General features: G+C 71.1%; 14 protein-coding genes. 9 read left to right on the top strand and 5 right to left on the bottom strand.

Annotated features, from left to right (window positions below):
- Nucleotides 1-39: 39 nt before the first annotated feature.
- Together CP970_RS40080 and CP970_RS40075 are read left to right on the top strand one after the other, a co-directional pair.
- A complete protein-coding gene (locus tag CP970_RS40080; RefSeq protein WP_055545304.1) occupies nt 40-447 on the top strand; it encodes a cupin domain-containing protein in 408 nt (135 codons plus the stop codon).
- Between the two features lie 40 nt (nt 448-487).
- Complete coding sequence (locus CP970_RS40075) at nt 488-1,597, top strand: NAD(P)-binding domain-containing protein (protein ID WP_055545303.1); 1,110 nt, start codon at nt 488-490, stop codon at nt 1,595-1,597.
- Nucleotides 1,598-1,665: 68 nt separating this feature from the next.
- On the opposite strand, the gene CP970_RS40070 is transcribed toward CP970_RS40075, so the two are convergent.
- The 3 genes from CP970_RS40070 to CP970_RS40060 form a co-directional block, all read right to left on the bottom strand.
- Nucleotides 1,666-2,934 carry a S8 family peptidase gene (locus CP970_RS40070; RefSeq protein WP_224058972.1) on the bottom strand — a complete coding sequence of 423 codons (1,269 nt, stop codon included), beginning with the start codon at nt 2,932-2,934 and terminating at the stop codon, nt 1,666-1,668.
- 195 nt (nt 2,935-3,129) lie between these two features.
- Complete coding sequence (gene mltG, locus CP970_RS40065) at nt 3,130-3,948, bottom strand: endolytic transglycosylase MltG (protein WP_055545301.1); 819 nt, start codon at nt 3,946-3,948, stop codon at nt 3,130-3,132.
- A gap of 43 nt (nt 3,949-3,991) precedes the next feature.
- Nucleotides 3,992-5,797: an ABC transporter ATP-binding protein gene (locus CP970_RS40060; protein WP_055545300.1), complete on the bottom strand. Its 1,806-nt coding sequence runs from the start codon at nt 5,795-5,797 to the stop codon at nt 3,992-3,994.
- Between the two features lie 116 nt (nt 5,798-5,913).
- Between CP970_RS40060 and CP970_RS40055 the strand changes: the two genes are divergently transcribed.
- The 3 genes from CP970_RS40055 (at nt 5,914) to CP970_RS40045 (ending at nt 10,942) form a co-directional block, all read left to right on the top strand.
- Nucleotides 5,914-6,354 carry a MarR family winged helix-turn-helix transcriptional regulator gene (locus CP970_RS40055; RefSeq protein WP_055545299.1) on the top strand — a complete coding sequence of 147 codons (441 nt, stop codon included), beginning with the start codon at nt 5,914-5,916 and terminating at the stop codon, nt 6,352-6,354.
- A gap of 40 nt (nt 6,355-6,394) precedes the next feature.
- Nucleotides 6,395-9,313, top strand: a complete 2,919-nt coding sequence (locus tag CP970_RS40050; protein WP_055545298.1) for an FAD-binding and (Fe-S)-binding domain-containing protein — start codon at nt 6,395-6,397, stop codon at nt 9,311-9,313.
- Nucleotides 9,314-9,466: 153 nt separating this feature from the next.
- A complete protein-coding gene (locus CP970_RS40045) occupies nt 9,467-10,942 on the top strand; it encodes a Gfo/Idh/MocA family protein (RefSeq protein ID WP_055545297.1) in 1,476 nt (491 codons plus the stop codon).
- A gap of 106 nt (nt 10,943-11,048) precedes the next feature.
- Here CP970_RS40045 and CP970_RS40040 read toward each other — a convergent pair whose 3' ends face one another.
- Together CP970_RS40040 and CP970_RS40035 are read right to left on the bottom strand one after the other, a co-directional pair.
- Nucleotides 11,049-12,710: a peptide-N4-asparagine amidase gene (locus tag CP970_RS40040; protein WP_079043331.1), complete on the bottom strand. Its 1,662-nt coding sequence runs from the start codon at nt 12,708-12,710 to the stop codon at nt 11,049-11,051.
- A gap of 46 nt (nt 12,711-12,756) precedes the next feature.
- Nucleotides 12,757-13,497, bottom strand: coding sequence for a L,D-transpeptidase family protein (locus tag CP970_RS40035; protein ID WP_055545295.1), 741 nt, complete (start codon nt 13,495-13,497; stop codon nt 12,757-12,759).
- A gap of 173 nt (nt 13,498-13,670) precedes the next feature.
- Here CP970_RS40035 and CP970_RS40030 point away from each other — a divergent pair, with 173 nt between their 5' ends.
- From CP970_RS40030 to CP970_RS40015, 4 genes are all read left to right on the top strand, one after another.
- Nucleotides 13,671-15,515 (top strand): ABC transporter transmembrane domain-containing protein, encoded by a 1,845-nt coding sequence (locus CP970_RS40030; protein ID WP_055545313.1) that lies wholly within the window; start codon nt 13,671-13,673, stop codon nt 15,513-15,515.
- Nucleotides 15,512-17,293, top strand: a complete 1,782-nt coding sequence (locus tag CP970_RS40025) for an ABC transporter ATP-binding protein (RefSeq protein WP_055545294.1) — start codon at nt 15,512-15,514, stop codon at nt 17,291-17,293. Before CP970_RS40030 ends, CP970_RS40025 begins: the two co-directional genes overlap by 4 nt.
- Nucleotides 17,294-17,413: 120 nt before the next feature.
- A complete protein-coding gene (locus tag CP970_RS40020; protein ID WP_079043330.1) occupies nt 17,414-19,297 on the top strand; it encodes an ABC transporter transmembrane domain-containing protein in 1,884 nt (627 codons plus the stop codon).
- Nucleotides 19,294-21,159, top strand: a complete 1,866-nt coding sequence (locus tag CP970_RS40015; RefSeq protein WP_079043329.1) for an ABC transporter ATP-binding protein — start codon at nt 19,294-19,296, stop codon at nt 21,157-21,159. The genes CP970_RS40020 and CP970_RS40015 overlap by 4 nt, the downstream gene beginning before the upstream one ends.
- The last annotated feature ends 29 nt before the right edge of the window (nt 21,160-21,188 follow it).

Genomic DNA, 21,188 nt, shown 5'->3' with positions numbered 1-21,188 from the left:
GGATCGCCGTGTGCGGACCAAGACCGAAAGGATCCCTTCGTGGGTCACGATTCCCGCTCCGATCTCCCCTTCACCAGCACCGTCGTCGCCGAAGGGTTCGACCGCTGGAGCCCGCCCCTGCACCAGGAGTTCGCGGCCAACTCCCACAACGACCAGCTGGGCCAGACGCTCCTGAAGAAGACGGAGCAAGTACGCGTCTGGGAGACGCACCTGGCACCGGGCGAGCGCCTCCCCGTCCACCGGCACGAACGGGACTACACCTGGATCGCGCTGACCGACGGCCACGCCCGCCAGCACTCCGAAGACGGCGCCAGCCGCGAGATCTCCTTCGCCCGCGGCCAGACCCTCCACTTCCGCCTCGACGAGGGACGCCACCACCTGCACGACCTCAAGAACATCGGCGAGGAACCCCTGTCGTTCCTGACGGTCGAGACACAGGCCGTGTAGTCGCGGGAAGATCTCCGACCCCGACGCGGTTAGTAGAAACGTGAACGACATCGGGGTACGAGACGCGGCCGCCCCAGCGGCGGTACAGAACGTGGACGTGGTCGTCATCGGCGCCGGGCAGGCGGGCCTGTCCAGCGCCCACCACCTGCGGCGGGTCGGCTTCGAGCCCGACCGGGACTTCGTGGTGCTCGACCACGCGCCCCGGCCCGGCGGCGCCTGGCAGTTCCGCTGGCCCTCCCTGACGTACGCGAAGGTCCACGGCATGCACTCGCTCCCGGGCTTCGAGCTGACGGACGCGGACCCCGCGCGCCCGTCGTCGGAGGTCATCGGGGAGTACTTCGAGGCGTACGAACACCGCTTCGACCTGCAGGTGCGGCGCCCCGTCGACGTACGCGAGGTCCGCGAGGGCGAGGCGGGCCGACTGCTCGTCGAGACCTCGGCGGGCACCTGGTCGACCCGTGCGGTCATCAGTGCGACGGGCACCTGGGACCGGCCGTTCTGGCCCCGCTACCCGGGCCAGGAGACGTTCCGCGGGCGGCAGTTGCACACGGCGGTCTATCCGGGGCCCGAGGCGTTCGAGGGGCAGCGGGTCGTCGTGGTGGGCGGTGGCGCGTCCGGTACGCAGCACCTCATGGAGATCGCCCCGTACGCGGCCGCGACCACCTGGGTCACCCGCCGTCCGCCGGTCTACCGCGAGGGGCCCTTCACCGAGGACTGGGGGCGCTCGGCCGTGGCCATGGTCGAGGAACGCGTACGTCAGGGGCTCCCGCCACGGAGCGTGGTGTCGGTGACGGGGTTGCCCGTGAACGACGCCATCCGGCGGGCGCGGGCCGACGGCGTGCTCGACCGGCTCCCGATGTTCGACCGCATCACGCCGAGCGGCGTCGAGTGGGACGACGGGCGCCACGTCGACGCGGACGTCATCCTCTGGGCGACGGGCTTCCGCCCGGCGATCGAGCACCTGGCCCCCCTGCGGCTGCGCGAGCCGGGCGGCGGCATCCGCATGGAGGGCACCCGCGCCGCCGCCGACGCCCGCATCCACCTGGTCGGCTACGGACCTTCGGCCAGCACGATCGGCGCGAATCGCGCGGGCCGCGCGGCGGTACGGGAGATCCAACGGCTACTCGCCCAGGAGCCAGTCACGGCATGAGGGCCCCGTAAGGGGCGCGAGGAACGGCGCGCCCAGCCACAAAGCGACCCGCACGCGCAACGAAGCGACTAAGGCAAGTAAAGGGTGTAGAGCAACCTGTCGGGCACAACCGGCGGGGTCCCCTGCAGCACCCCCGTCGTGGCATTGTCGACAAGCCCACGCTTCACCTGCGCCGGGGTGTCCGCGGGCCGAAACCCAAGATGGAGCGCGGCCGCCCCGGCCGCGTGCGCCGTGGCCATCGAGGTCCCGCTGAGCGTCGCCGTCGCGGTGTCGCTGCCGATCCACGCCGAGGGGATCTGCACCCCCGGTGCGAACAGGGACACGCAGTCGCCGTAGTTCGAGGAGCCGGCCCTGCGGTCGCCGCGGTCGCTGGCGCCGACGCTGATCGTCTCGGGCACCCGCGAGGGCGAGGTGCCGCACGCGCCGCCCGCCTGGCCCTCGCTGCCCGCCGCGACGGTGTACGTGACCCCGGAACGGATCGAGTTGCGCACCGCGGTGTCGATGGCCTCGCTGGCCGTGCCGCCGAGGCTCATGTTCGCGACCGCGGGGCGCGCCGCCTTGGCGGTCACCCAGTCGACGCCCGCGATCACGCCCGACGCGGTGCCCGAGCCCTGGCAGTCGAGTACCCGCACCGCCACGACCTTGGCCTTCTTGGCCACTCCGTACGTCGTGCCCGCGGCGATGCCGCCGACCTGGGTGCCGTGGCCGTTGCAGTCCTCGCCGTTCCTGCCGTCGCCCACCGTGTCGGTGCCGACCGAGGCCCGGCCGCCGAACTCCTTGTGCGTGGTCCGCAGGCCCGTGTCGATGACGTACACGCTGACGTCGGGCGCGGTCGTGCGGTACGTGTACGTGGTGGAGAGCGGGAGGCGCCGCTGGTCGATCCGGTCCAGGCCCCAGGGCGCGTTCGGCTGGGTCGTATCGCCGGCCGTGGTGTCCACGGCCGTGTCGACCACGCTCACCCGGGTGTCCTGGCGGATGTACGCGACACGGGGATCGGCGGCCGTCCGGGCCGCCTGCGCGCGGCTCATCCGCGCGGAGAAGCCGTGCAGCGCGGCGCGGTACACATGACCGAGCCGGGCCCCTTCGGCCCGGCCCACCAGCTCGCGCGCCACGTCGGGCACGGCGGCCGCGGCGGCCGCGGCGGCCTTCGCGGGCTCCTTCAGTACGACGATCCAGCCGTCCGGCACGGCGACCTCGGCGCCACGCGCGAGCCGCAGCTCCCCGGCGGAAGGGCCGGACGAGGCATGTCCTGCGGGTGGTGTGACGCCTAACTGGAGTCCTGCGGCTATGAGCGCGGCGGGCAGCAGCACCGCTGCCGTCCGCCCACGGGAGGGCATTCTCATTCCCGGTGCACCTGAACCTTTCGTTGACCGGTCGACCGGTTGACCAGTTGACCGGTTGGCCAGAGGTGGGGTCGGGTCACGTGCGGTGCGCGGCGCTGTCGTTGCCGGTGGTTCGGCGCGGAGCGCATGCCAGAATCTCGCGCCGCTCAGCGCGGCACAAGAGTCCGGACCGGGGCCGGGAAGGGGCACCTAGCTCTTCGCGTGCTTGTTGAACTCCGCGACGTTCTTGCGATGCGTCTCGAAGCTCGACGTGAACCGCGTGTCACCCGGTTTCACGGTGACGAAGTACAGCCAGTCCCCACGCGTCGGGCTGGTCGCCGCGCGCATCGCCGCTTCGCCCGGGTTGCCGATCGGCGTGGGCGGCAGGCCCATGCGCGCATAGGTGTTGTACGGGCTGTTGATCTTCGTGTCACGGTCGGTGGTGGCCAGCGTGGAGCGGTTCAGGGCGTAGTTGACGGTGGAGTCCATCTGCAACGGCATGCCCTGGTCGAGCCGGTTGTAGATGACCCGGGCCACCTTGCCCATGTCCGCCTTGGAGCCCGCCTCCGCCTCGATCATGCTGGCGATGGTGACGGTCTGGTAGACGTTCACCGCGTTGCGGTCGGCGCCGGCGGTGACCTGGCTGCCGCCGAACTTCTTCGTCGCCGTGTTCACCATGTACGACAGGACGGAGGCCGGGGTCGACTGGGAGCTGATCGGATACGTGGCGGGGAAGAGGTACCCCTCGGGGTTGCCCCCGGCGTCACTGGGAAGCTTGAGACCGGCCTTGGGCAGGGCCTTCTTCGTGCTGCCCGCGGGCACCTTGAGCGCCTGGTCCACGGCCGCGTACACCTGGCCCGATCGCCAGCCTTCGGGAATGGTCAGCGACTCGGGCCGCGCGTCGTCGTCCGGAAGCATCAGCGGCACCGCCACGGCGGTGGCCGCCGCGACGGCTCCGGTCGCGATCAGGGCGATCCGGCCCCGCCGCGTCAGTCGAATCGTGCCCCGTCGCGGAGTCTTGGTCTGCATGCGGGCACGGTAACCCGCAGAACATGACATTCCTGGCATATCTTCATGTCGCGGGCTCCAGTTGCGCGTCTCTGCGCACCAGGGCGGCGTAACGCCCGTCGCGCGCCAGGAGCTGCTCGTGGGTGCCTCGCTCGGCGGTGCGCCCGCCGTCGAGGACCACGATCTGGTCGGCGCCGCGGACCGTGGAGAGCCGGTGGGCGATGGTGAGCGTGGTGCGGTTCGCGGACAGCGCGTCGATGGCTTCCTGCACGGCCCGCTCGGTGCGGGTGTCCAGGGCGCTGGTCGCCTCGTCGAGGATGAGGACGGGCGGGTCCCGCAGGATCGTGCGGGCGATGGCGAGGCGCTGCTTCTCACCGCCGGAGAAGCGGTGGCCGCGCTCACCGACCACCGTGTCGTACCCGTCGGGCAGCGACGCGATGTGGTCGTGGATCTGGGCCGCGCGGGCCGCGGCGACCATTTCCTCGTCGGTGGCGTCGGGCTTGGCGAAGCGGAGGTTCTCGGCGACCGAGGCGTGGAAGAGGTAGGTCTCCTGGGAGACGACTCCGACGGCGCGCGCGAGCGTGTCGAAGTCCAGGTCCCGCACGTCGACACCGTCGAGCGTGACGCGCCCGCCCGTCACGTCGTACAGCCGGGGCACGAGGTGGCTCAGGGTCGACTTGCCGGATCCCGTGGGCCCGACCACGGCGAGGCTGCCGCCCGCGGGTATCTCGATGTCGATGTCCTGGAGCGTGGGCCCCGACTTGTCGTCGTAACGGAACTCGACGCCCTCGAAGCGGACCTCGCCCTTGATCTTGTCGAGGCGTACCGGGTGCTCGGGTTCGGTGATGTCGATGGGCAGGTCGAGGTACTCGAAGATGCGCTGGAAGAGCGCGAGCGAGGTCTGGATCTGCACGCCGGTGGAGAGCAGGCTGACCGTCGGCCGGAACAGGCCCTGCTGGAGCGAGACGAAGGCGACGAGCGTGCCGATCGAGACGGTCGGGCCACCCATCTGGAAGGCGATGCCCGCGGTCCAGTAGATGACGGCGGGCATGGCGGCCATGACGATCGAGATGACGGCCATGCGCCAGCGGCCCGCCATGTTCGACCGGATCTCCAGGTCGACGAGCTGCTCGGACTCGTCGGAGAAGGACTTGGTCAGGGAGTCGGAGCGGCCCATCGTGCGGCCCAGGACGATGCCGCTCACCGAGAGGGACTCGGTGACCGTCGCCGCCATCGCGGCCATCTGCTTCTGGCGCTGCGTGGCGATCTTCTTGCGCTCGCGGCCGACGCGGCGGCTGATCCACACGAACACGGGGAGCAGCAGCAGCGAGACGACGGTCAGGCGCCAGTCCAGGGCGAGCATGGCGACGACGGTCGCGATCACGCTCGTGAGGTTCGAGACCAGGGACGTGGCGGTGGAGGTGACGGTCGCCTGCATGCCGCCGATGTCGTTGGCTATCCGGGACTGGACCTCGCCCGTGCGGGTGCGGGTGAAGAAGGCCAGGGACATGCTCTGCAGTCGGCCGTAGACGGCGGTGCGCAGGTCGTGCATGACCCGCTGCCCCACGGACGTACTGATCAGGGTCTGCAGGACGCCGAAGACGCTCGTGACGACCGCGCTGACGATCATGCCGAGCGCGAGCAGGCTCAGCAGGCCCGTGCGCCCCTGCGGGATCGCGGTGTCGAGGATCTCCTTGAGCAGGAAGGGCGTCGCGACCGAGACGAGGGACGCGGCGCAGACCAGCAGGCCCACGACCGCGAGGCGGCCGCGGTAGGGGCGGAAGAGGCGGAGGATGCGGCGCATCTGGCGCGGCGGTTCCTGGCCGGGGGCCTGGGGCGGCGGCGTCCAGGTGGGTTCGTCGTGACGCATGGGCTCCTACGGGGTGAGGGCGTACGGGACCTTGTTCCGGATGATGCGAGATTCAGGGAGCATAGCTCACTGTTACCTATACTCACAATGCACATGGTCCTGATAATGTTCCCGTCATGAGCACCCCGGACACCGACGGCCCTCTCGCCGAACAGTTGCTGCGGCTCACCCGCAGGCTGCACCGCATCCAGAAGCACCATCTGGAGCCGGTGGGCATCACCCCGGCCCAGTCCCGGCTGCTGCGCACCCTCGCGCACTACGAGACGCCGCCGCGCATGGCCGACCTGGCACAGCGCCTCGAAGTGGTGCCGCGCGCGGTGACGAGCCTCGTCGACGGCCTGGAGTCGGGCGGCCTGGTGCGCCGCGCGCCGGATCTGAGCAATCGCCGCGTCATCCGGATCGAACTCACGGACGCGGGGCAGGACGCACTCAAGAAGCTGCGCAGCGCGCGCAGAGCCGCCGCAGAGGACATCCTGGCCCCACTGACCGCCGCACAGCGCGAGGTGCTCGGCGGCCTGCTGTCCGCCCTGCTCGACGACCCCGGACGCCGTTGCTGACGACCCGGACGTCGTTGCCGACCACCGCCGAGGAGTGCTCATGCCCCTGCTGGAGCCCGAGCCGGACGCCCTGCGCCCCACGTCGCGCGCCCCGAAGCCGTCACCCGACCGGGTGGCCGACCTGCGGGCCTCCGGCACACCTGACCCGCTGCGCACCGAACTGACCGCGCTGCTCGGCGCCGACAAGGTCCTGACGAAGGTCTCCGACCTGGTGCGGTACGCCTCGGACGCGAGCCCCTACCGGTTCCTGCCGCAGGTCGTGGTCGTCCCCGAGGACATCGACGACGTATCGGCGATCCTCTCGTACGCGCACGGCAAGGGCCGCGAGGTCGTCTTCCGCGCGGCGGGGACGTCGCTGAACGGCCAGGCCCAGGGCGAGGACATCCTCGTCGACGTGCGCAAGCACTGGTCGGGCATCGAGGTCATCGGCGAGGGCGAGCGGGCGCGCATCGGCCCCGGCACCACCGTGGTGCGCGCCAACACCGCGCTCTCCCGGTTCGGCCGGGTGCTCGGCCCCGACCCGGCGAGCGCCATCGCCTGCACCATCGGCGGCGTCGTCGCGAACAACGCGTCGGGCATGACGGCGGGCACCACCCGCAACTCCTACCGCACGGTCGCCTCGCTGACCTTCGTGCTCCCCTCGGGGACGGTCGTGGACACCGCCGAGCCGGACGCCGACGAGCAGCTGGCCCACGCGGAACCCGCCCTCTGCGAGGGGCTCCTGGCCATCAAGCGGGAGATCGAGGCGGATGCCGAGCTCACCGCCCGCATCCGCGCCAAGTACGAGATCAAGAACACCAACGGCTACCGCCTGGACGCCTTCCTCGACGGCGAGACCCCCGTGCGGATCCTGCGCGGCCTGATGGTCGGCTCCGAGGGCACCTTCGGCTTCATCTCGGAGGTCGTGTTCGACACGCTGCCGCTGGACCGGCACACGACGAGCGCCCTGCTCTTCTTCCCCTCGCTGCCCGCGGCCGCCGCGGCGGTGCCGCTGTTCAACGCCGCCGGTGCGCTCGCCGTGGAGCTGATGGACGGCAATACGCTGCGCGCCTCGGTCAGTGTGCAAGGGGTGCCCGCCGACTGGGCCGAGCTGCCGAAGTCGACCGCCGCGCTCCTGGTGGAGTTCCGCGCACCGGACGTGGCCACCCAGGAGGCGTACGAAGCGGCCGCGGCCAAGGCCACCGAAGGGCTCGAACTGGTGGCGCCCGTCGCCTCGGTGACCAATGCCTTCACCCGCGACCCCGGCACGATCAACGGCTACTGGAAGGCGCGCAAGGCGTTCGTCACGGCCGTCGGCGGCTCGCGCCCCTCGGGGACGACGCTGATCACCGAGGACTTCGCGGTGCCTCCCGAGCGGCTCGCCGAGGCGTGCGAAGCGCTGCTCGAACTCCAGACGCGGCACGGCTTCGACGCCGCCGCGGCGGGCCACGCGGCGCACGGGAACCTCCACTTCCTGCTCGCCTTCGACGCGGCGAAGCCCACCGACGTGGACCGCTACGCCGCCTTCATGGACGACTTCTGCCGCCTGACCGTCGAGCGCTTCGACGGCTCCCTGAAGGCGGAGCACGCCACGGGCCGCAACATCGCGCCCTTCCTCGAGCTGGAATGGGGCCCCAAGGCGACCGAACTGATGTGGCGCACCAAGCAGGTCATCGATCCCGACGGCGTGCTCGCCCCACGCATCGTCCTCGACCGGGACCCGAAGGCCCATCTGCGCGGCCTGAAGACCATCCCCACGGTGGAGCCGATCGCCGACCCGTGCATCGAGTGCGGCTTCTGCGAACCGACCTGCCCCAGCGAGGACTTGACTACGACACCGCGCCAGCGCATCGTGCTGCGCCGCGAGATGATGCGCCAGCCCGCGGGGTCCCCCGTCGAGGAAGGTCTCGTCGAGGCGTACGGCTACGACGCCGTGGACACCTGCGCGGGCGACTCGACCTGCAAGCTGGCCTGCCCGGTCGGCATCGACACGGGCGCCCTGATGAAGGACTTCCGGCACGCCCGTCACTCGCCCCGCGAGGAGAAGGTCGCGGCGCTCACCGCCAGGAACTTCAAGGCGGTCGAGGCGGCCGCGCGGCTCGCGGTGGCCGCCGCGGACCGGATCAGCGACCGGCTGCTCACCACGGTGACCCGCACCGCCCGCAAGGCCGTGCGCCCCGACCTCGTACCGGAGTGGCTGCCGCAGATCCCGGGGGCCGCCGCCCGCAAGCTGCCGCGCACCGCGCGCGTGGGCGCCTCCGCGGTCTACTACCCGGCGTGTGTCAACCGCATCTTCGGGAGCCCCGGCGACCGTTCCCTGGCCGAGGCCGTCGTGGCGGTCTCCACGCGCGCGGGGAAGTCAGTTTGGATTCCGGACGATGTCGCGGGGACGTGCTGCGCGACGATCTGGCACTCCAAGGGGTACGACGCGGGCAACAGGGTCATGGCCAATCGCATCGTCGAGGCGGCCTGGGGCTGGACGGCGGGCGGGCGGCTCCCGCTGGTCGTCGACGCCTCGTCCTGCACGCTCGGCATCGCGCACGAGGTGGTGCCCTATCTGACGGACGACAACCGCGAGCTGCACCAGGAGCTGACGATCGTCGACTCGATCGTCTGGGCCGCCGATGAGCTGCTCCCCCGGCTGACCGTGCACCGCACCGTCGGCTCGGCCGTGCTGCATCCCACCTGCTCCATGCGGCACCTGGGCGACGAGGCACAGCTGCGCGCCGTCGCCGAGGCCTGCGCGGACGAGGTCGTCGTGCCTGACGACGCGGGCTGCTGCGCCTTCGCGGGCGACCGGGGCATGCTCCACAAGGAGCTCACGGAGTCGGCCACGCGCAAGGAGGCCGCCGAGGTCACCGCCCGCCCCTTCGACGCGCATCTCTCGGCGAACCGCATGTGCGAGGTCGGCATGGACCACGCGACGGGCCGCGGCTACTACTCCGTACTCCTGGAGCTGGAGCGCGCCACGCGTCCGTAGCGCGAGGAGTCCAGCGACAAGGCGAACGGCCAGGCCAGCGACACGGACCGCGAGAAGTCCAACTCCTCGATCACTACAGCCTCTTGCTTCTCGCCCGCACCGCCATCAAGGTGGCTTCCGCCCAGTGGTAGAGACCACGACGACGGAGGTCCGATGCACGACGAGAACGCGACACCGGTCCCGGACGAATCCACCGACGCCACCGCCGACGGCCACTCACGACGTGCGATGCTCCGCACGGCGGGTCTCGCGGGCGCGGGGCTCGGGATCGGCGCCGTCACCGGCGGAACGGCCCGGGCGCAGACGCCGGGGAGCGCCGCCCAGGGAGCCGCTGCCCCGGAGAGCGCCACCGCGGCGGTCGACGCCGCTCCCGCCCGCAAGGGCGACACCATGATCGGCGTGCCGTTCCAGCGGCGCTCCACCGTGCGGGTCGGCATCATCGGGCTCGGCAACCGCGGCGGCAGCATGATCGACCTGTTCCTCGCGATCCCCGGCGTCCGCGTCGTCGCGCTCTGCGACCCGGTCAAGGAGAAGACCGCGGCCGCCGCGAAGAAGGTCACCACCGCGGGCCAGCCCGCCCCGGCCACGTACACCAAGGGCGAGCACGACTACGAGAACCTGTGCAAGCGCGGGGACATCGACTTCGTGTACGTGGCGACGCCCTGGGACTTCCACTTCGACATGGCCAAGTCAGCGATGCTGAACGGCAAACACGTCGGCGTGGAATGTCCGATCGCTCTGCGGCTCGACCAGCTCTGGGAGTTGGTCGACCTGTCCGAGCGCACCCGCAGACACTGCGTGCAGTTGGAGAACTGCTGTTACGGCAAGAACGAGATGCGCGTCCTGCGGATGGCGCACGCGGGCAAGTTCGGCGACCTGCTGCACGGCGCGGGCGCGTACAACCACGACCTGCGCGGTCTGATGTTCGACCCCGACTACTACGAGGGTCCCTGGCGCCGACTGTGGCACACGCGGCTGCGCGGCGACCTCTACCCCAACCACGGCTTCGGCCCGGTCGCCAACTACATGGACGTCAACCGGGGCGACCGCGTCACCCACATCTCCAGCTTCGGCACGCCCGCACTCGGCCTCGCCGAGTACCGCAAGAAGAACATGCCCTCCGGTGACCCGAGCTGGAAGGAGACGTACATCGAGAGCGACCGTACGATCAGCCTCGTCCAGACGGCGAAGGGCCGGGTCATCCGGCTCGAACACGATGTCTCCACGCCGCATCCGTACTCGCGCATCAACAGCCTGGGCGGCACGAGGGGCGTCTTCGAGGACTATCCGGAGCGCATCTACATCGAGCCGGACCACACGAACGACGAGTGGGGCGACTTCGGCAAGTACGCCGCCGAGTTCGACCACTGGCTGTGGAAGGAGCACGCCAACCCGCCGGGCGGCCACGGCGGCATGGACTACATCATGATCTTCCGCCTGATGCAGACCATGCAGCTCGGGCTCGTCCCGGACTTCGACGTGTACGACGCGGCGACCTGGACGTCGCCCGTGCCGCTGAGCCATCTGTCGATCAAGGCGAAGGGCGCGCCGCAGGCGATCCCCGACTTCACTCGCGGGCTGTGGAAGAAGGCCCGTCCCGGCGTGGACTCGGAGAAGCCGAAGGGATAGTAGACGCCTGGGACTTGAGGCGGGTTCGGCGACGAGCGGTGGGACGGCTGTGCCCAGCTGGGGCCACAGCCGTCCACAGTGACGCGGGGCGGGACCGGGCGGGCGATCAGCAGCGGCGACTGTCCCGCGTCAGGATTCCCTGGACCGTGGCCAGCGTGCGGTCATGGCATCCGTCGTCGCCGATCAGCCGGTAGCGCTCGCGCGAAGTACCCAGGGCCTGTCGCTCTTCGCGCGGGACGTTCGCGGTGTACGTCGCGTCACCGTCGTAACGGTCGTCAAGGACCGACCAGTTGGCGCGCCGCCCACCGTGCCGCGTGACGCTCTCGGCGCGGTCACCGAGCGCGATCTCGGTGCGCAGCCGGTCCCCGGCACCGAGCGTCGTGGTGCCGTCCATCGTGTACGTCCGGTCGGTGCGCACGGCGCGGCTGCCCGTCGTGACCTTCTCGTCGTCGGTCCAGGTCGCCTTGAGCGCGTCCATCGACTCACCCTCGGTCCAGCGGTGGACCGAGGTGTTCGCGACGGTGCGCGTGACGGTCGTGGCGACGCGGCCGTGCGAGGTGTTCACATAGCCGGAGACGCTGAGCCGGTGGCCGCCCTCGGTGTCCAGACGGTGCTCCTTCGTGGGCGAACCGGGCGTGTACGTCGCCTCGTTGGCGAGGTCGTCCTCGCGGTGCCGGGTGAGCTCGCCCGTGACGTGATCACTCTTCTCGTCCTGCCAGACCAGCACGTTGGCCGGGGTGCTCCACCCGGTCTGCCCCTTGGACACGCCGACGACGGAGACCTCCACGTCATGCGGCCGCCCGTCGTTGAGCAGCCCCGCGAAGGGCGTCAGGTCGTACTCGATGGGCTTGATGTCGAAGGCGCGGGGGCCAGGAATCACGTACCAGAGAAAGGGGTTGGACCAGCCGCCGGTCCATACGGTCGGGAACGGCGCGGCGATCCCGGCCAATCTCCCGTCCACCGTGACCTGCACCTCGCGGTAGGGCCCTTCGTCCGCCTTGCAGGAGTACGGCGCGGCGCCGGGCACGGTCAGATACCAGTACTCCTCGCATCCGCCGCCGGAACCGGTGGCGTACACCTCGGCGACGAGGTGTTCGCTGTTGCGCGGGGTGGTGAGGGTGCCGCCTTCGAGCGGCAGGACGCGGTCGGGGACTCGCTGAGCCGACGACTCCTTCTTCTCCTTCTCCCTCTCCGTGGCGTAGAACGTGAGGGTGGCCTTGACGTCGATGACGCCGGTGTACGTCTCGTTGACGACGTTCCCGATCAGCATCTCCACCGGCCGGTCGCCACGCAGCGTCGCGCTGTAGCGCGTGACGTCCTTCTCCACGGACCAGGCGATGCCATCGGGCGACGGCTCGGGCGTGGACGTGCGAAAGATCTCGATCCCGCCAATGCGGAGGTAACCCAGGCGGTCGTACTGCCGTCCCTTGACCTTGCCGTCCATGCGCAGGACGACCTTGCTCCACCGGTCCCCGCACCCGGCCGGAGGCGCGTACTCCCCCTTGTACGGCGTGAAGTCCTTGAACTGGGCTTCCGCGACCGTGACTTGGCAGGACCTGGTGTGCGGCTTCCGGATGGGGGGCGCGGCGGTGACCGGGTCGTGCCAGTCGGTGCCGAACTCGGAGGGAGGCGGGTCGGTGGCCGCTGACGAGGCGACCGTCAGCGGCGATGCGGCTGTTGGCGATGCGGCTGTTGCGGGGCCCGTCCCCAGGAGGGCGCTCGCCGCCAGCGCGGTTCCGACGAGCATGGACATGACGCGTCTTCTCATGGGGGATTTCTATGGGCAGTCGGCGATCACCGCAATGCCCCGCCCCTCAGGCCGCCTTGAGGTTGGCCTTGTCCCCCATCACCACGACCGGGTGCAGCTTCGGGTCAAGTGTGCGGAGCAAATACCGCATGCCCGACTTCGAAAGACTCACGCATCCCGACGTACCGCTGCCGTGGTCCATGTGTACCCAGATGCTGCCGCCCTTTTCCTTGCCCTGCGGGCGCGTCGGGTCATTCGGCGGGGTGCCCTTGACCCGGTTGTAGTCAATGGCGATGACGTAGTCGAAGTCATGCCAATGAGACTTCGGCCAGTAGTGCGGGGCCTGCATGGAAGCGCTCTGGCTGTACGGCAGCTTCGCACCGGGGGCCGCGAGGACGCCGCCCCCGTCGGTGAGCGTGAACACGCCGACCGGGCTGCGCTTGTCGTCCTCGTGGTGGTTGGTGGTCCACCCCTTCTTGCCGTTGTGGCCCGACCAACTGCGTGCCTTCTCCCAGGTGGCGTCCTTCGGCCCGGACTTCGTGAAAAGAACGATGGTGGACTTCGCGGAGTCCTCGCCGTCCCCGTAGACCGCGAGCACCTGCTGGGAATTCCGGGGAATCTTCGACTGAAGCCGGTCCCCCACGTCAGGGATGCGCTTCGGGTCGGCAGCCCGCGCATGGGTGTCGGACTCTCCCTGCCCGGCGTCATCGTTCTTCTTCGCCGAGTCGTCCCCGCTGCCGCAGGACGTCACAAGGACACCGCAGGCCGCCATCGCGACCGCCGTTCGCACCACACCGGCTATCCGCATCCGCCCATGGTCGCACCCGGTTGCGGCGCATCTGTCCGCAGCCTCGCGGCTCACGGAGATCGGGCTCATTCTTTACCGTCGGACGGAAAATCGTTTGCTTCCGCCCACCCTACGAGGTGAACCTTTCACGGCTTGTCACCGCCGCCCTCCACCGCACCGAGCTCTGGGACCCCATGCAGATTCGCGACCTTCCGTACTCCGACCCCGGCATTCCGGATGCCCGGTCGGGGCCACGCTTCCTGCTGTGGCTCGGCCGCAATCAGCTCGGCGGCCAGCTCAAGTCCCTCGCCTGGGGTCTGCTGCACTTCGGCTCCATCGCGGGTCTGCCCTACATGGTCGGCATCGCCGTCGAGGCCGTGCTCGACCGTTCCGGCGGTCGGCTCGCCCTCGCGGGCACGCTGATCGTCGTGCTCGGCACCGCCATCGCGTTGGGCGACACGATGCTGCACCGCACGGCGGTCACCAACTGGATCACCGCCGCCGCCCGTGTCCAGCAGCTCCTCGCCCGCAAGACCGCACTCCTCGGCTCCGCGCTCACCCGGCGCGTGGCCGCCGGAGAAGTCGTCGCGGTCTCCACCGGCGACGTCGAGAAGATCGGCTGGTTCGTGGAGGCGCTCTCGCGCTTCGCCGCCGCCGCGCTCACCGTGGTCCTGGTCACCATCGGGCTCCTCGTCTACCAGCCCGCGCTCGGCGCCGTCGTCGCGGTGGGCATTCCGCTCCTCGCGATCGCGGTCCTCCCCCTGCTGCCCCGCGCCACCCGCCGGGCGGACTTCCAGCGGGAGAAGGCGGGCCGCGCCACCGAGCTGGCCTCGGACACCGTCGCGGGCCTGCGGGTCCTGCGCGGCATCGGCGGTGAGGAACTCTTCCTCGACCGCTACCGCCGCGCCTCCCAAGAGGTCCGCACGGCTGCGGTGCGCAGCGCCCGGATGTGGGCGACGATCTCGGCGATCCAGGTCCTGATGCCGGGCCTCCTGATGATCGCGGTGGTCTGGCACGGCGTGCATCTCGCCCGCGAGGGCCGGATCACGGTCGGCGAACTCGTCACCGTCTACAGCGCGGTGATGATGCTCAACTACCCGCTGCGGCACTTCGAGGAGATCGCCATGGCGTACTCCTTCTCCCGCCCCTCGGCCAAGCGGGCCGCTCGCGTCCTGTCTCTGGAGCGGACCACGCGGTCGGCGGACGAGGAAGCGTCGGACGTGGGCACGGAGAGCCTCGACACGGGCGCCGAGCACGCGAGCGCCGCCGCAGCGCCCGCGGGAGACCTGTACGACCCGGCCACCGGGCTCCTCGCCCCTGCCGGTCGGCTGACCGCCGTGGTCTGCGGTGACCCGGACGAGGCAGGGCGGCTCGCCGAACGTCTCGGTGGCCACCCGGCGTTCGACGGCGCCGCCGACCTGCCCTCGGTACGCCTCGGCGACGTCCCGCTAGACGGACTCCCACTGGCCACCGCCCGCACCGCCGTGCTCGTCCAGGACAAGGACCCCGTCCTGCTCTCGGGAACACTCAGCACGCTCCTCGACGTCCCCGCCTCGGGATCCGTCAGCGCAACGGAGGCCCTGTCCGCGGCCCAGTGCTCGGACGTCCTCGACGCGCTGGCGCAGGCATCGGTGGACGACGACCCGATGGCCGCCCACCTCACCGAGCGCGGCCGCTCCCTCTCCGGGGGCCAGCGCCAGCGCCTCGCCCTGGCACGCTCGCTGGTCACCGACCCCGAGGCGCTGGTCCTCGACGAGCCGACGTCCGCCGTCGACTCCCACACCGAGGCACGGGTCGCCGACGGCATCCGGCAGCTGCGCCGGGGGCGGACGACCGTGGTCCTCACCTCCTCGCCGCTGATCCTGGACCGCGCCGAACGCGTCGTCTTCCTGGACGACGGCGAGGTCGCCGCTGTGGGTGAGCACCGCGAGCTGGTGCACAGCCAGCCCCGGTACCGCGCCGTCGTGACCCGGGAGATGGACGACGAGCGCGTCGCCGTGGAAAACCTGACAGATCTCGACATCGAGGAGACGGCATGATCGGCCTGGCGCCACCGGCGTACGACCCGGCGGCCCCCACCACGGCGGAGACGCTGCCCGTCGGCGCGCCCTCGACCGTGCGCGGCTACGTGCGCGAGCTGTTCCAGCGCCACCGTCGGGCCTTCGTCGTTCTCATGGCGGTCAACACCCTCGCCGTGATCGCCTCCATGGTCGGCCCCTATCTGCTCGGCGGCCTGGTCGAGAAGGTCTCCGACGACGCCCGTGATCTCCATCTGGAGCTCACCATCGGCCTGTTCGCCCTCGCACTCGTCGTGCAGGCGTTCTTCGTGCACCAGGTACGGCTGCGCGGCGCGATGCTCGGCGAGCGCATGCTGGCGGATCTGCGCGAGGACTTCCTCGTACGCTCCGTCGGCCTGCCGCCCGGCGTCCTGGAGCGGGCCGGGACGGGCGACCTGCTCTCCCGGATCACCACGGACATCGACCGGCTCGCCAACGCGATGCGGGAGGCCGTGCCGCAGCTCGCGATCGGCGTGCTGTGGGTGGTGCTGCTCCTGGGCGGTCTCGCCGTGGCCGCGCCGCCGCTGGCACCTGCCGTCCTCGTCGCCGTGCCGCTGCTGGTCGTGGGCTGCCGCTGGTACTTCAAGCGGGCGCCCGCCGCCTACCGCTCGGAGGCCGCCGGTTACGCGGCGGTGGCCGCGGCCCTCGCGGAGACCGTGGACGCGGGCCGCACCATCGAGGCCCACCGGCTCGACCAGCGGCGCATCGACCTGTCGGAGCGCCGCATCAAGGAGTGGACCGCCTGGGAGCGGTACACGCTCTATCTGCGCTCCGTGCTCTTCCCGGTGGTCAACTTCACCCACACCATCGTGCTCTGCTCGACCCTGATGATCGGCGGAGTCTTCGTCCTGCAGGGCTGGATCGGCGTGGGACAGCTGACCACGGGCGTGCTGATCTCGCAGATGCTCGTCGACCCGCTGGGCATCATTCTGCGCTGGTACGACGAGTTGCAGGTCGCCCAGGTATCGCTGGCCCGTCTCGTCGGTGTGCGCGACATCGAGCCCGACGCCGGTGATGCCTCCGTGACGCCGAAGGGTCGCGACGTCCTCGCGGACGACGTGCACTTCGGCTACCGCGCGGGCGTCGACGTGCTGCGGGAGGTGTCGCTCGCCGTCGAGCCCGGCTCGCGTGTCGCTCTGGTCGGCCCGTCCGGCGCGGGCAAGTCGACGCTGGGCAGGCTGCTCGCGGGCATCTACGGACCGCGTACCGGCCGCATCACCCTGGGCGGCGCGGAACTGTCGGACATGCCCGCCGAGGAGGTCCGCGCGCACGTGGCCCTGGTCAATCAGGAACACCACGTCTTCGTGGGTTCGCTGCGTGACAACCTCCTGCTGGCCAGGACGGGAGCAGGCGACGCCGAATTGTGGGCGGCGCTCGGCGCGGTCGACGCGGCCGACTGGGCCCGGGCCCTCGACGAGGGACTCGATACCGAGGTCGGCTCCGGCGGTTTCGCGCTGACACCGGCGCAGGCGCAGCAGATCGCACTGGCTCGGCTGGTCCTGGCCGACCCGCACACCCTGGTCCTGGACGAGGCCACCTCGCTCCTCGACCCGCGTGCGGCACGCCACTTGGAACGCTCGCTCGCGCGGGTCCTCGACGGCCGCACGGTCGTGGCGATCGCCCACCGGCTGCACACCGCGCACGACGCGGACGTCATCGCGGTGGTCGAGAACGGCCGGATCAGCGAACTGGGCGGCCACGACCAGCTGGTGGCGGCCGACGGAGCGTACGCGGCGCTGTGGCGGTCCTGGCACGGCTAGGGCTGACGGGGGTGCTGTCGGGGGTGGGGACGACAGCAGGGCTGCGCCTGGCGTAACTGGAGAGAGCACCTGACCAGTCCACCCTGGTGCCTGCGAGGCCCCTGTGACTAAGGTTCGTGGATGTCTGCATCGGCCAAGGATCCCGGCGCCCCCGACCGTCGCGGCCCCGCCCGCTACCTCTGGTGGGTGATCGCCTCCCAGCCCTGGCGGATCGCCACCGGCGCCCTCTTCGGCACCGTGTGGATGGTCTGCCTGACCCTGCCGCCCTACGTCCTGTCGCGCGCCATCGACGACGGGCTGCGACCGGGCGACCGGAGCTCCCTGGTGGGGTGGAGCGTGGCGCTGCTCGGCATCGGGGTCCTCAACGCCTGGCTGGCGATCATGCGGCATCGCACGATGACCCGAGTCCGCCTCGACGCCTACTTCCGCACGGTCCGGGTCATCGTCGACCATGCGACCCGGCTCGGCGCGGGACTCTCCCGCCGCGTCTCGACCGGCGAGGTCGTCACGATCGGGCACTCCGACGTGGGCGTCATCAGCCAGACCCTCACGGCGACCGGCCCCGGCGTGGGCGCGGTGATCGCCTACTTCGTGGTGGCCGCCCTCCTCCTGTCCGTCTCCACACTCCTGGCCGTGGTGGTACTCGTCGGCGTGCCGCTGCTCGTCGCGCTGATCGGTCCGCTCCTCAGCCGGTTGCAGAGCGCCGAGGCCGCGTACCGGGAACGGCAGGGCTCTCTCGCCGCCGTGCTCGCCGACCTCGCCGGTGGACTGCGGATCCTCAACGGCCTCGGCGGCAAGTCCGTGTTCGCCGCCCGCTACCGCGAAGGCTCGCGGAAACTGCGGGACGAGGGCTACCGCGTCGGCTCCACCATGAGCTGGATCCAGGCCTTCGGCCTCGGCCTCCCCACCCTGTTCCTCGCCGCCGTGACGTGGCTCGCCGCGCGCATGGCGGCTCAAGGGACGATCACGGTCGGCGAGTTGGTGGCCGTGTACGGGTACGTCGCCGTCCTCGTGCTCCCGGTGTCCTTCCTCATCGAGGCGGGCTACGACATCAGCCGCGGCCTGGTGTCGGCGGGCCGGGTCGTGGGGTTCTTGAACCTGGAAAGGGATCCGCGCATACAGGGCTCGGACGCCGAGGGAGTGGACGGGCCCGAAGCGCCGTCCGTGCTGCGTGACCCGCAGTCCGGTGTCGAGGTCACGCCCGGCATCCTGACGGCGCTGGTCAGCGCCCGTCCGACGGAATGCGCGGATGTCGTCGACCGGCTCGGCCGCTTCGCCCCGTCCCGTGTCACCTGGGGCACGATCCGGCTCGACGCCGTCGCGCTGGACCAGGTCCGTGCGCGGATACTCGTCGCGGACAACGAAGCCGATCTGTTCGCCGGGACGTTGCGCTCGGCTGTCTCCGGCCGCTGGGATCCCGACGACGAGGCCCTGGCGGACGCCATCGACGCGGCCATGGCCCGCGACATCGTGCTCGGGCTGCCGCAGGGGCTCGACGCGCCCCTGGACGCCCATGGCCGCAACCTCTCCGGAGGCCAGCGTCAGCGACTGCGCCTGGCGCGGGCCCTGCTCGCCGGTCCGGAGGTGCTGATGGCGATCGAACCCACCTCCGCGGTCGACGCCCACACCGAAGCGAAGATGGCGGCCGGCCTGCGCACCACCCGCGCCGGTCGCACCACCGTCATCACCAGCACCTCTCCCCTGCTCCTCGACCAGGCCGATGTGGTCCAGTACCTCGTGGACGGCCGCGTCGCCGCCGTCGGCCGACACGTCGACTTGCTGGCCGAACAGCCCGGCTACCGGCACCTGGTGTCGCGCGACGCCGAGGACGAGGGCAACGCGGAGGCAGAGCTTCCTGGCGGCGCCGAGAAGCAGGGCGAGCCGGGCCTCCCAACGGGATCCGGCCTGCCCTCCGCATCCACTCACGATCTCTCCCCTTCGGGTCACGATCCCTCCGATTCGACTCACGGTCCCTCCGATTCCACGCGCGAGGCCCTTCGATGACACAGCTCCCCAGGACGAAGCGATCCCAGCGCCGGGCGCGCTCCGCGGCCTCCGAGTCCCACCCCGAGCCGCCGCCGGGCCACCTGCCCGTCGCGGGGCCCCGCCAGGTCCGCCGCGCCGCGGCGCATCTCATCCGGCAGGACACCCGCGCCTTCACCGCGATGATCGTCTTCAACGCTCTCGCCGCTGCCGCTGGTCTCGTCGGGCCCTGGCTCCTGGGGCGCATCATCAACACGGTCAAGGACGGCGGAAGCGTCGCCACCGTGGACCGCCTCGCCCTCGGCATCCTGGCCGGGGCCGTCGCCCAGCTCCTCCTGTCCCGGCACGCCCGCTACCTCGGCCACCGCTTCGGCGAACGCACCCTGGCCCGCATCCGCGAGCAGTTCGTCGACCGGGCACTGGCCCTGCCCGCCTCGGTCGTGGAGCGCGCCGGGGCGGGAGATCTGACGGCACGCGGCACCACCGATGTCGCGACAGCGGGCCAGACACTGCGCGACACAGGGCCCGACGTCTTCGTGGCGGCGGTCCAGGCCCTCTTCATCCTCGGCGCGGTCTTCCTCCTCGATCCGCTCCTTGGCGCCTGCGGTGTGCTCGGTCTCGTCGGGATCTGGTTCGCCACCCGCTGGTACCTGCGCCGTGCCCACACCGCCTACCTTGAAGAGGGCGCGGCGCACTCCACCCTGGCCGAGGTGCTCGCCGCCAACGCTTCCGGTGCCCGCACCGTGGAGGCCTTCGGCCTGCGGGAGCGGCGTGTCGCGGACAGCGAGGAACAGATCGGGCGGTGCGTCGCCGCGCGTGAGCGGACCCTCTTCCTGCGCAGCGTCCTGTTTCCCAGCATCGACATCTCGTACGCCGTCCCTGTGGTCGCCGTGCTGATCGTCGGCGGCGTCCTGCACGAGCAGGGCTCGGTGAGCCTGGGCACGGTGGTGGCGTGTGCCCTGTATCTGCGGCAGCTTTCCCAGCCTCTGGACACGATCCTGCAGCAGGTCGAGCACCTGCAGAGCAGCACCGCGTCCTTCGCCAGAGTCGAGGGCCTGGCCGGGACCGCCGCCGTCGAGGCGGGGGCCGTCGGCACGGTCGAGGGCGAGGGCAGGGCCGAGGGAGTTCCCGCAGATGACCGGATCGACGTCGACGGTGTCTGCTTCTCGTACGGGGACGGCCCCCAGGTCCTGCGCGACGTGGACCTGTCGGTCCGCCCCGGTGAGCGTCTCGCGATCGTCGGCCCGTCCGGGGCGGGCAAGACCACCCTGAGTCGGCTGCTCGCGGGCATCGACGCGCCGGTGAAAGGGTCGGTGACCGTCGGCCGAGTACCGATCGCCGATCTGCCGCCCGACCGGCTGCGCCGCCAGGTCGTCCTGGTCACGCAGGAGCACCACGTCTTCCTCGGCACCGTCCGCGACAACCTGCGGATCGCCGCGGAGTCCGCGACGGACAGCGAGCTGCGAGCCGCCCTCACCTCGGTCGGCGCCGACTGGGCCGACGGCCTCGAGGACGGTCTGGACACCGAGCTCGGACCCGGCGGCCGTCTGCTGCACGGCGCGGAGGCCCAGCAGCTGGCACTGGCCCGCGTCGTGCTCGCCGACCCGCACACCGTGATCCTCGACGAGGCCACCGCGCTCCTGGACCCGACAACGGCTCGCCATACGGAGCGGGCCCTGGCCGCCGTGCTCCACGGCCGGACCGTCATCGCCATCGCCCACCGCCTGCAGACGGCCCATGACGCGGATCGCGTCGCGGTGATGGAGGACGGCCGGGTGACGGAGCTGGGTGCCCACGACGATCTGGTGTCGGCCGACGGCGCCTACGCCGCGCTCTGGCACTCCTGGCATTCCCAGCCCGAGGAGCGCCCGGCGTTCGGCTGAGCCTGGGCAGGCAGGGCGGTTCCTCAGAC

Origin of the sequence: Streptomyces kanamyceticus (genome assembly GCF_008704495.1) — a bacterium.
Lineage (GTDB): Bacteria > Actinomycetota > Actinomycetes > Streptomycetales > Streptomycetaceae > Streptomyces > Streptomyces kanamyceticus.
Note: the sequence above shows the minus strand (reverse complement) of the source record. Positions and strands in the feature narration are given on the sequence as shown.

Coding starts and splice junctions, on each gene's coding strand:
- CP970_RS40070 (WP_224058972.1), bottom strand. CDS start 2,934: ATGCCCTCCCGTGGGCGGACGGCAGCGGTGCTGCTGCCCGCCGCGCTC.
- mltG (WP_055545301.1), bottom strand. CDS start 3,948: ATGCAGACCAAGACTCCGCGACGGGGCACGATTCGACTGACGCGGCGG.
- CP970_RS40060 (WP_055545300.1), bottom strand. CDS start 5,797: ATGCGTCACGACGAACCCACCTGGACGCCGCCGCCCCAGGCCCCCGGC.
- CP970_RS40055 (WP_055545299.1), top strand. CDS start 5,914: ATGAGCACCCCGGACACCGACGGCCCTCTCGCCGAACAGTTGCTGCGG.
- CP970_RS40050 (WP_055545298.1), top strand. CDS start 6,395: ATGCCCCTGCTGGAGCCCGAGCCGGACGCCCTGCGCCCCACGTCGCGC.
- CP970_RS40045 (WP_055545297.1), top strand. CDS start 9,467: ATGCACGACGAGAACGCGACACCGGTCCCGGACGAATCCACCGACGCC.
- CP970_RS40040 (WP_079043331.1), bottom strand. CDS start 12,710: ATGAGAAGACGCGTCATGTCCATGCTCGTCGGAACCGCGCTGGCGGCG.
- CP970_RS40035 (WP_055545295.1), bottom strand. CDS start 13,497: ATGCGGATAGCCGGTGTGGTGCGAACGGCGGTCGCGATGGCGGCCTGC.
- CP970_RS40030 (WP_055545313.1), top strand. CDS start 13,671: ATGCAGATTCGCGACCTTCCGTACTCCGACCCCGGCATTCCGGATGCC.
- CP970_RS40025 (WP_055545294.1), top strand. CDS start 15,512: ATGATCGGCCTGGCGCCACCGGCGTACGACCCGGCGGCCCCCACCACG.
- CP970_RS40020 (WP_079043330.1), top strand. CDS start 17,414: ATGTCTGCATCGGCCAAGGATCCCGGCGCCCCCGACCGTCGCGGCCCC.
- CP970_RS40015 (WP_079043329.1), top strand. CDS start 19,294: ATGACACAGCTCCCCAGGACGAAGCGATCCCAGCGCCGGGCGCGCTCC.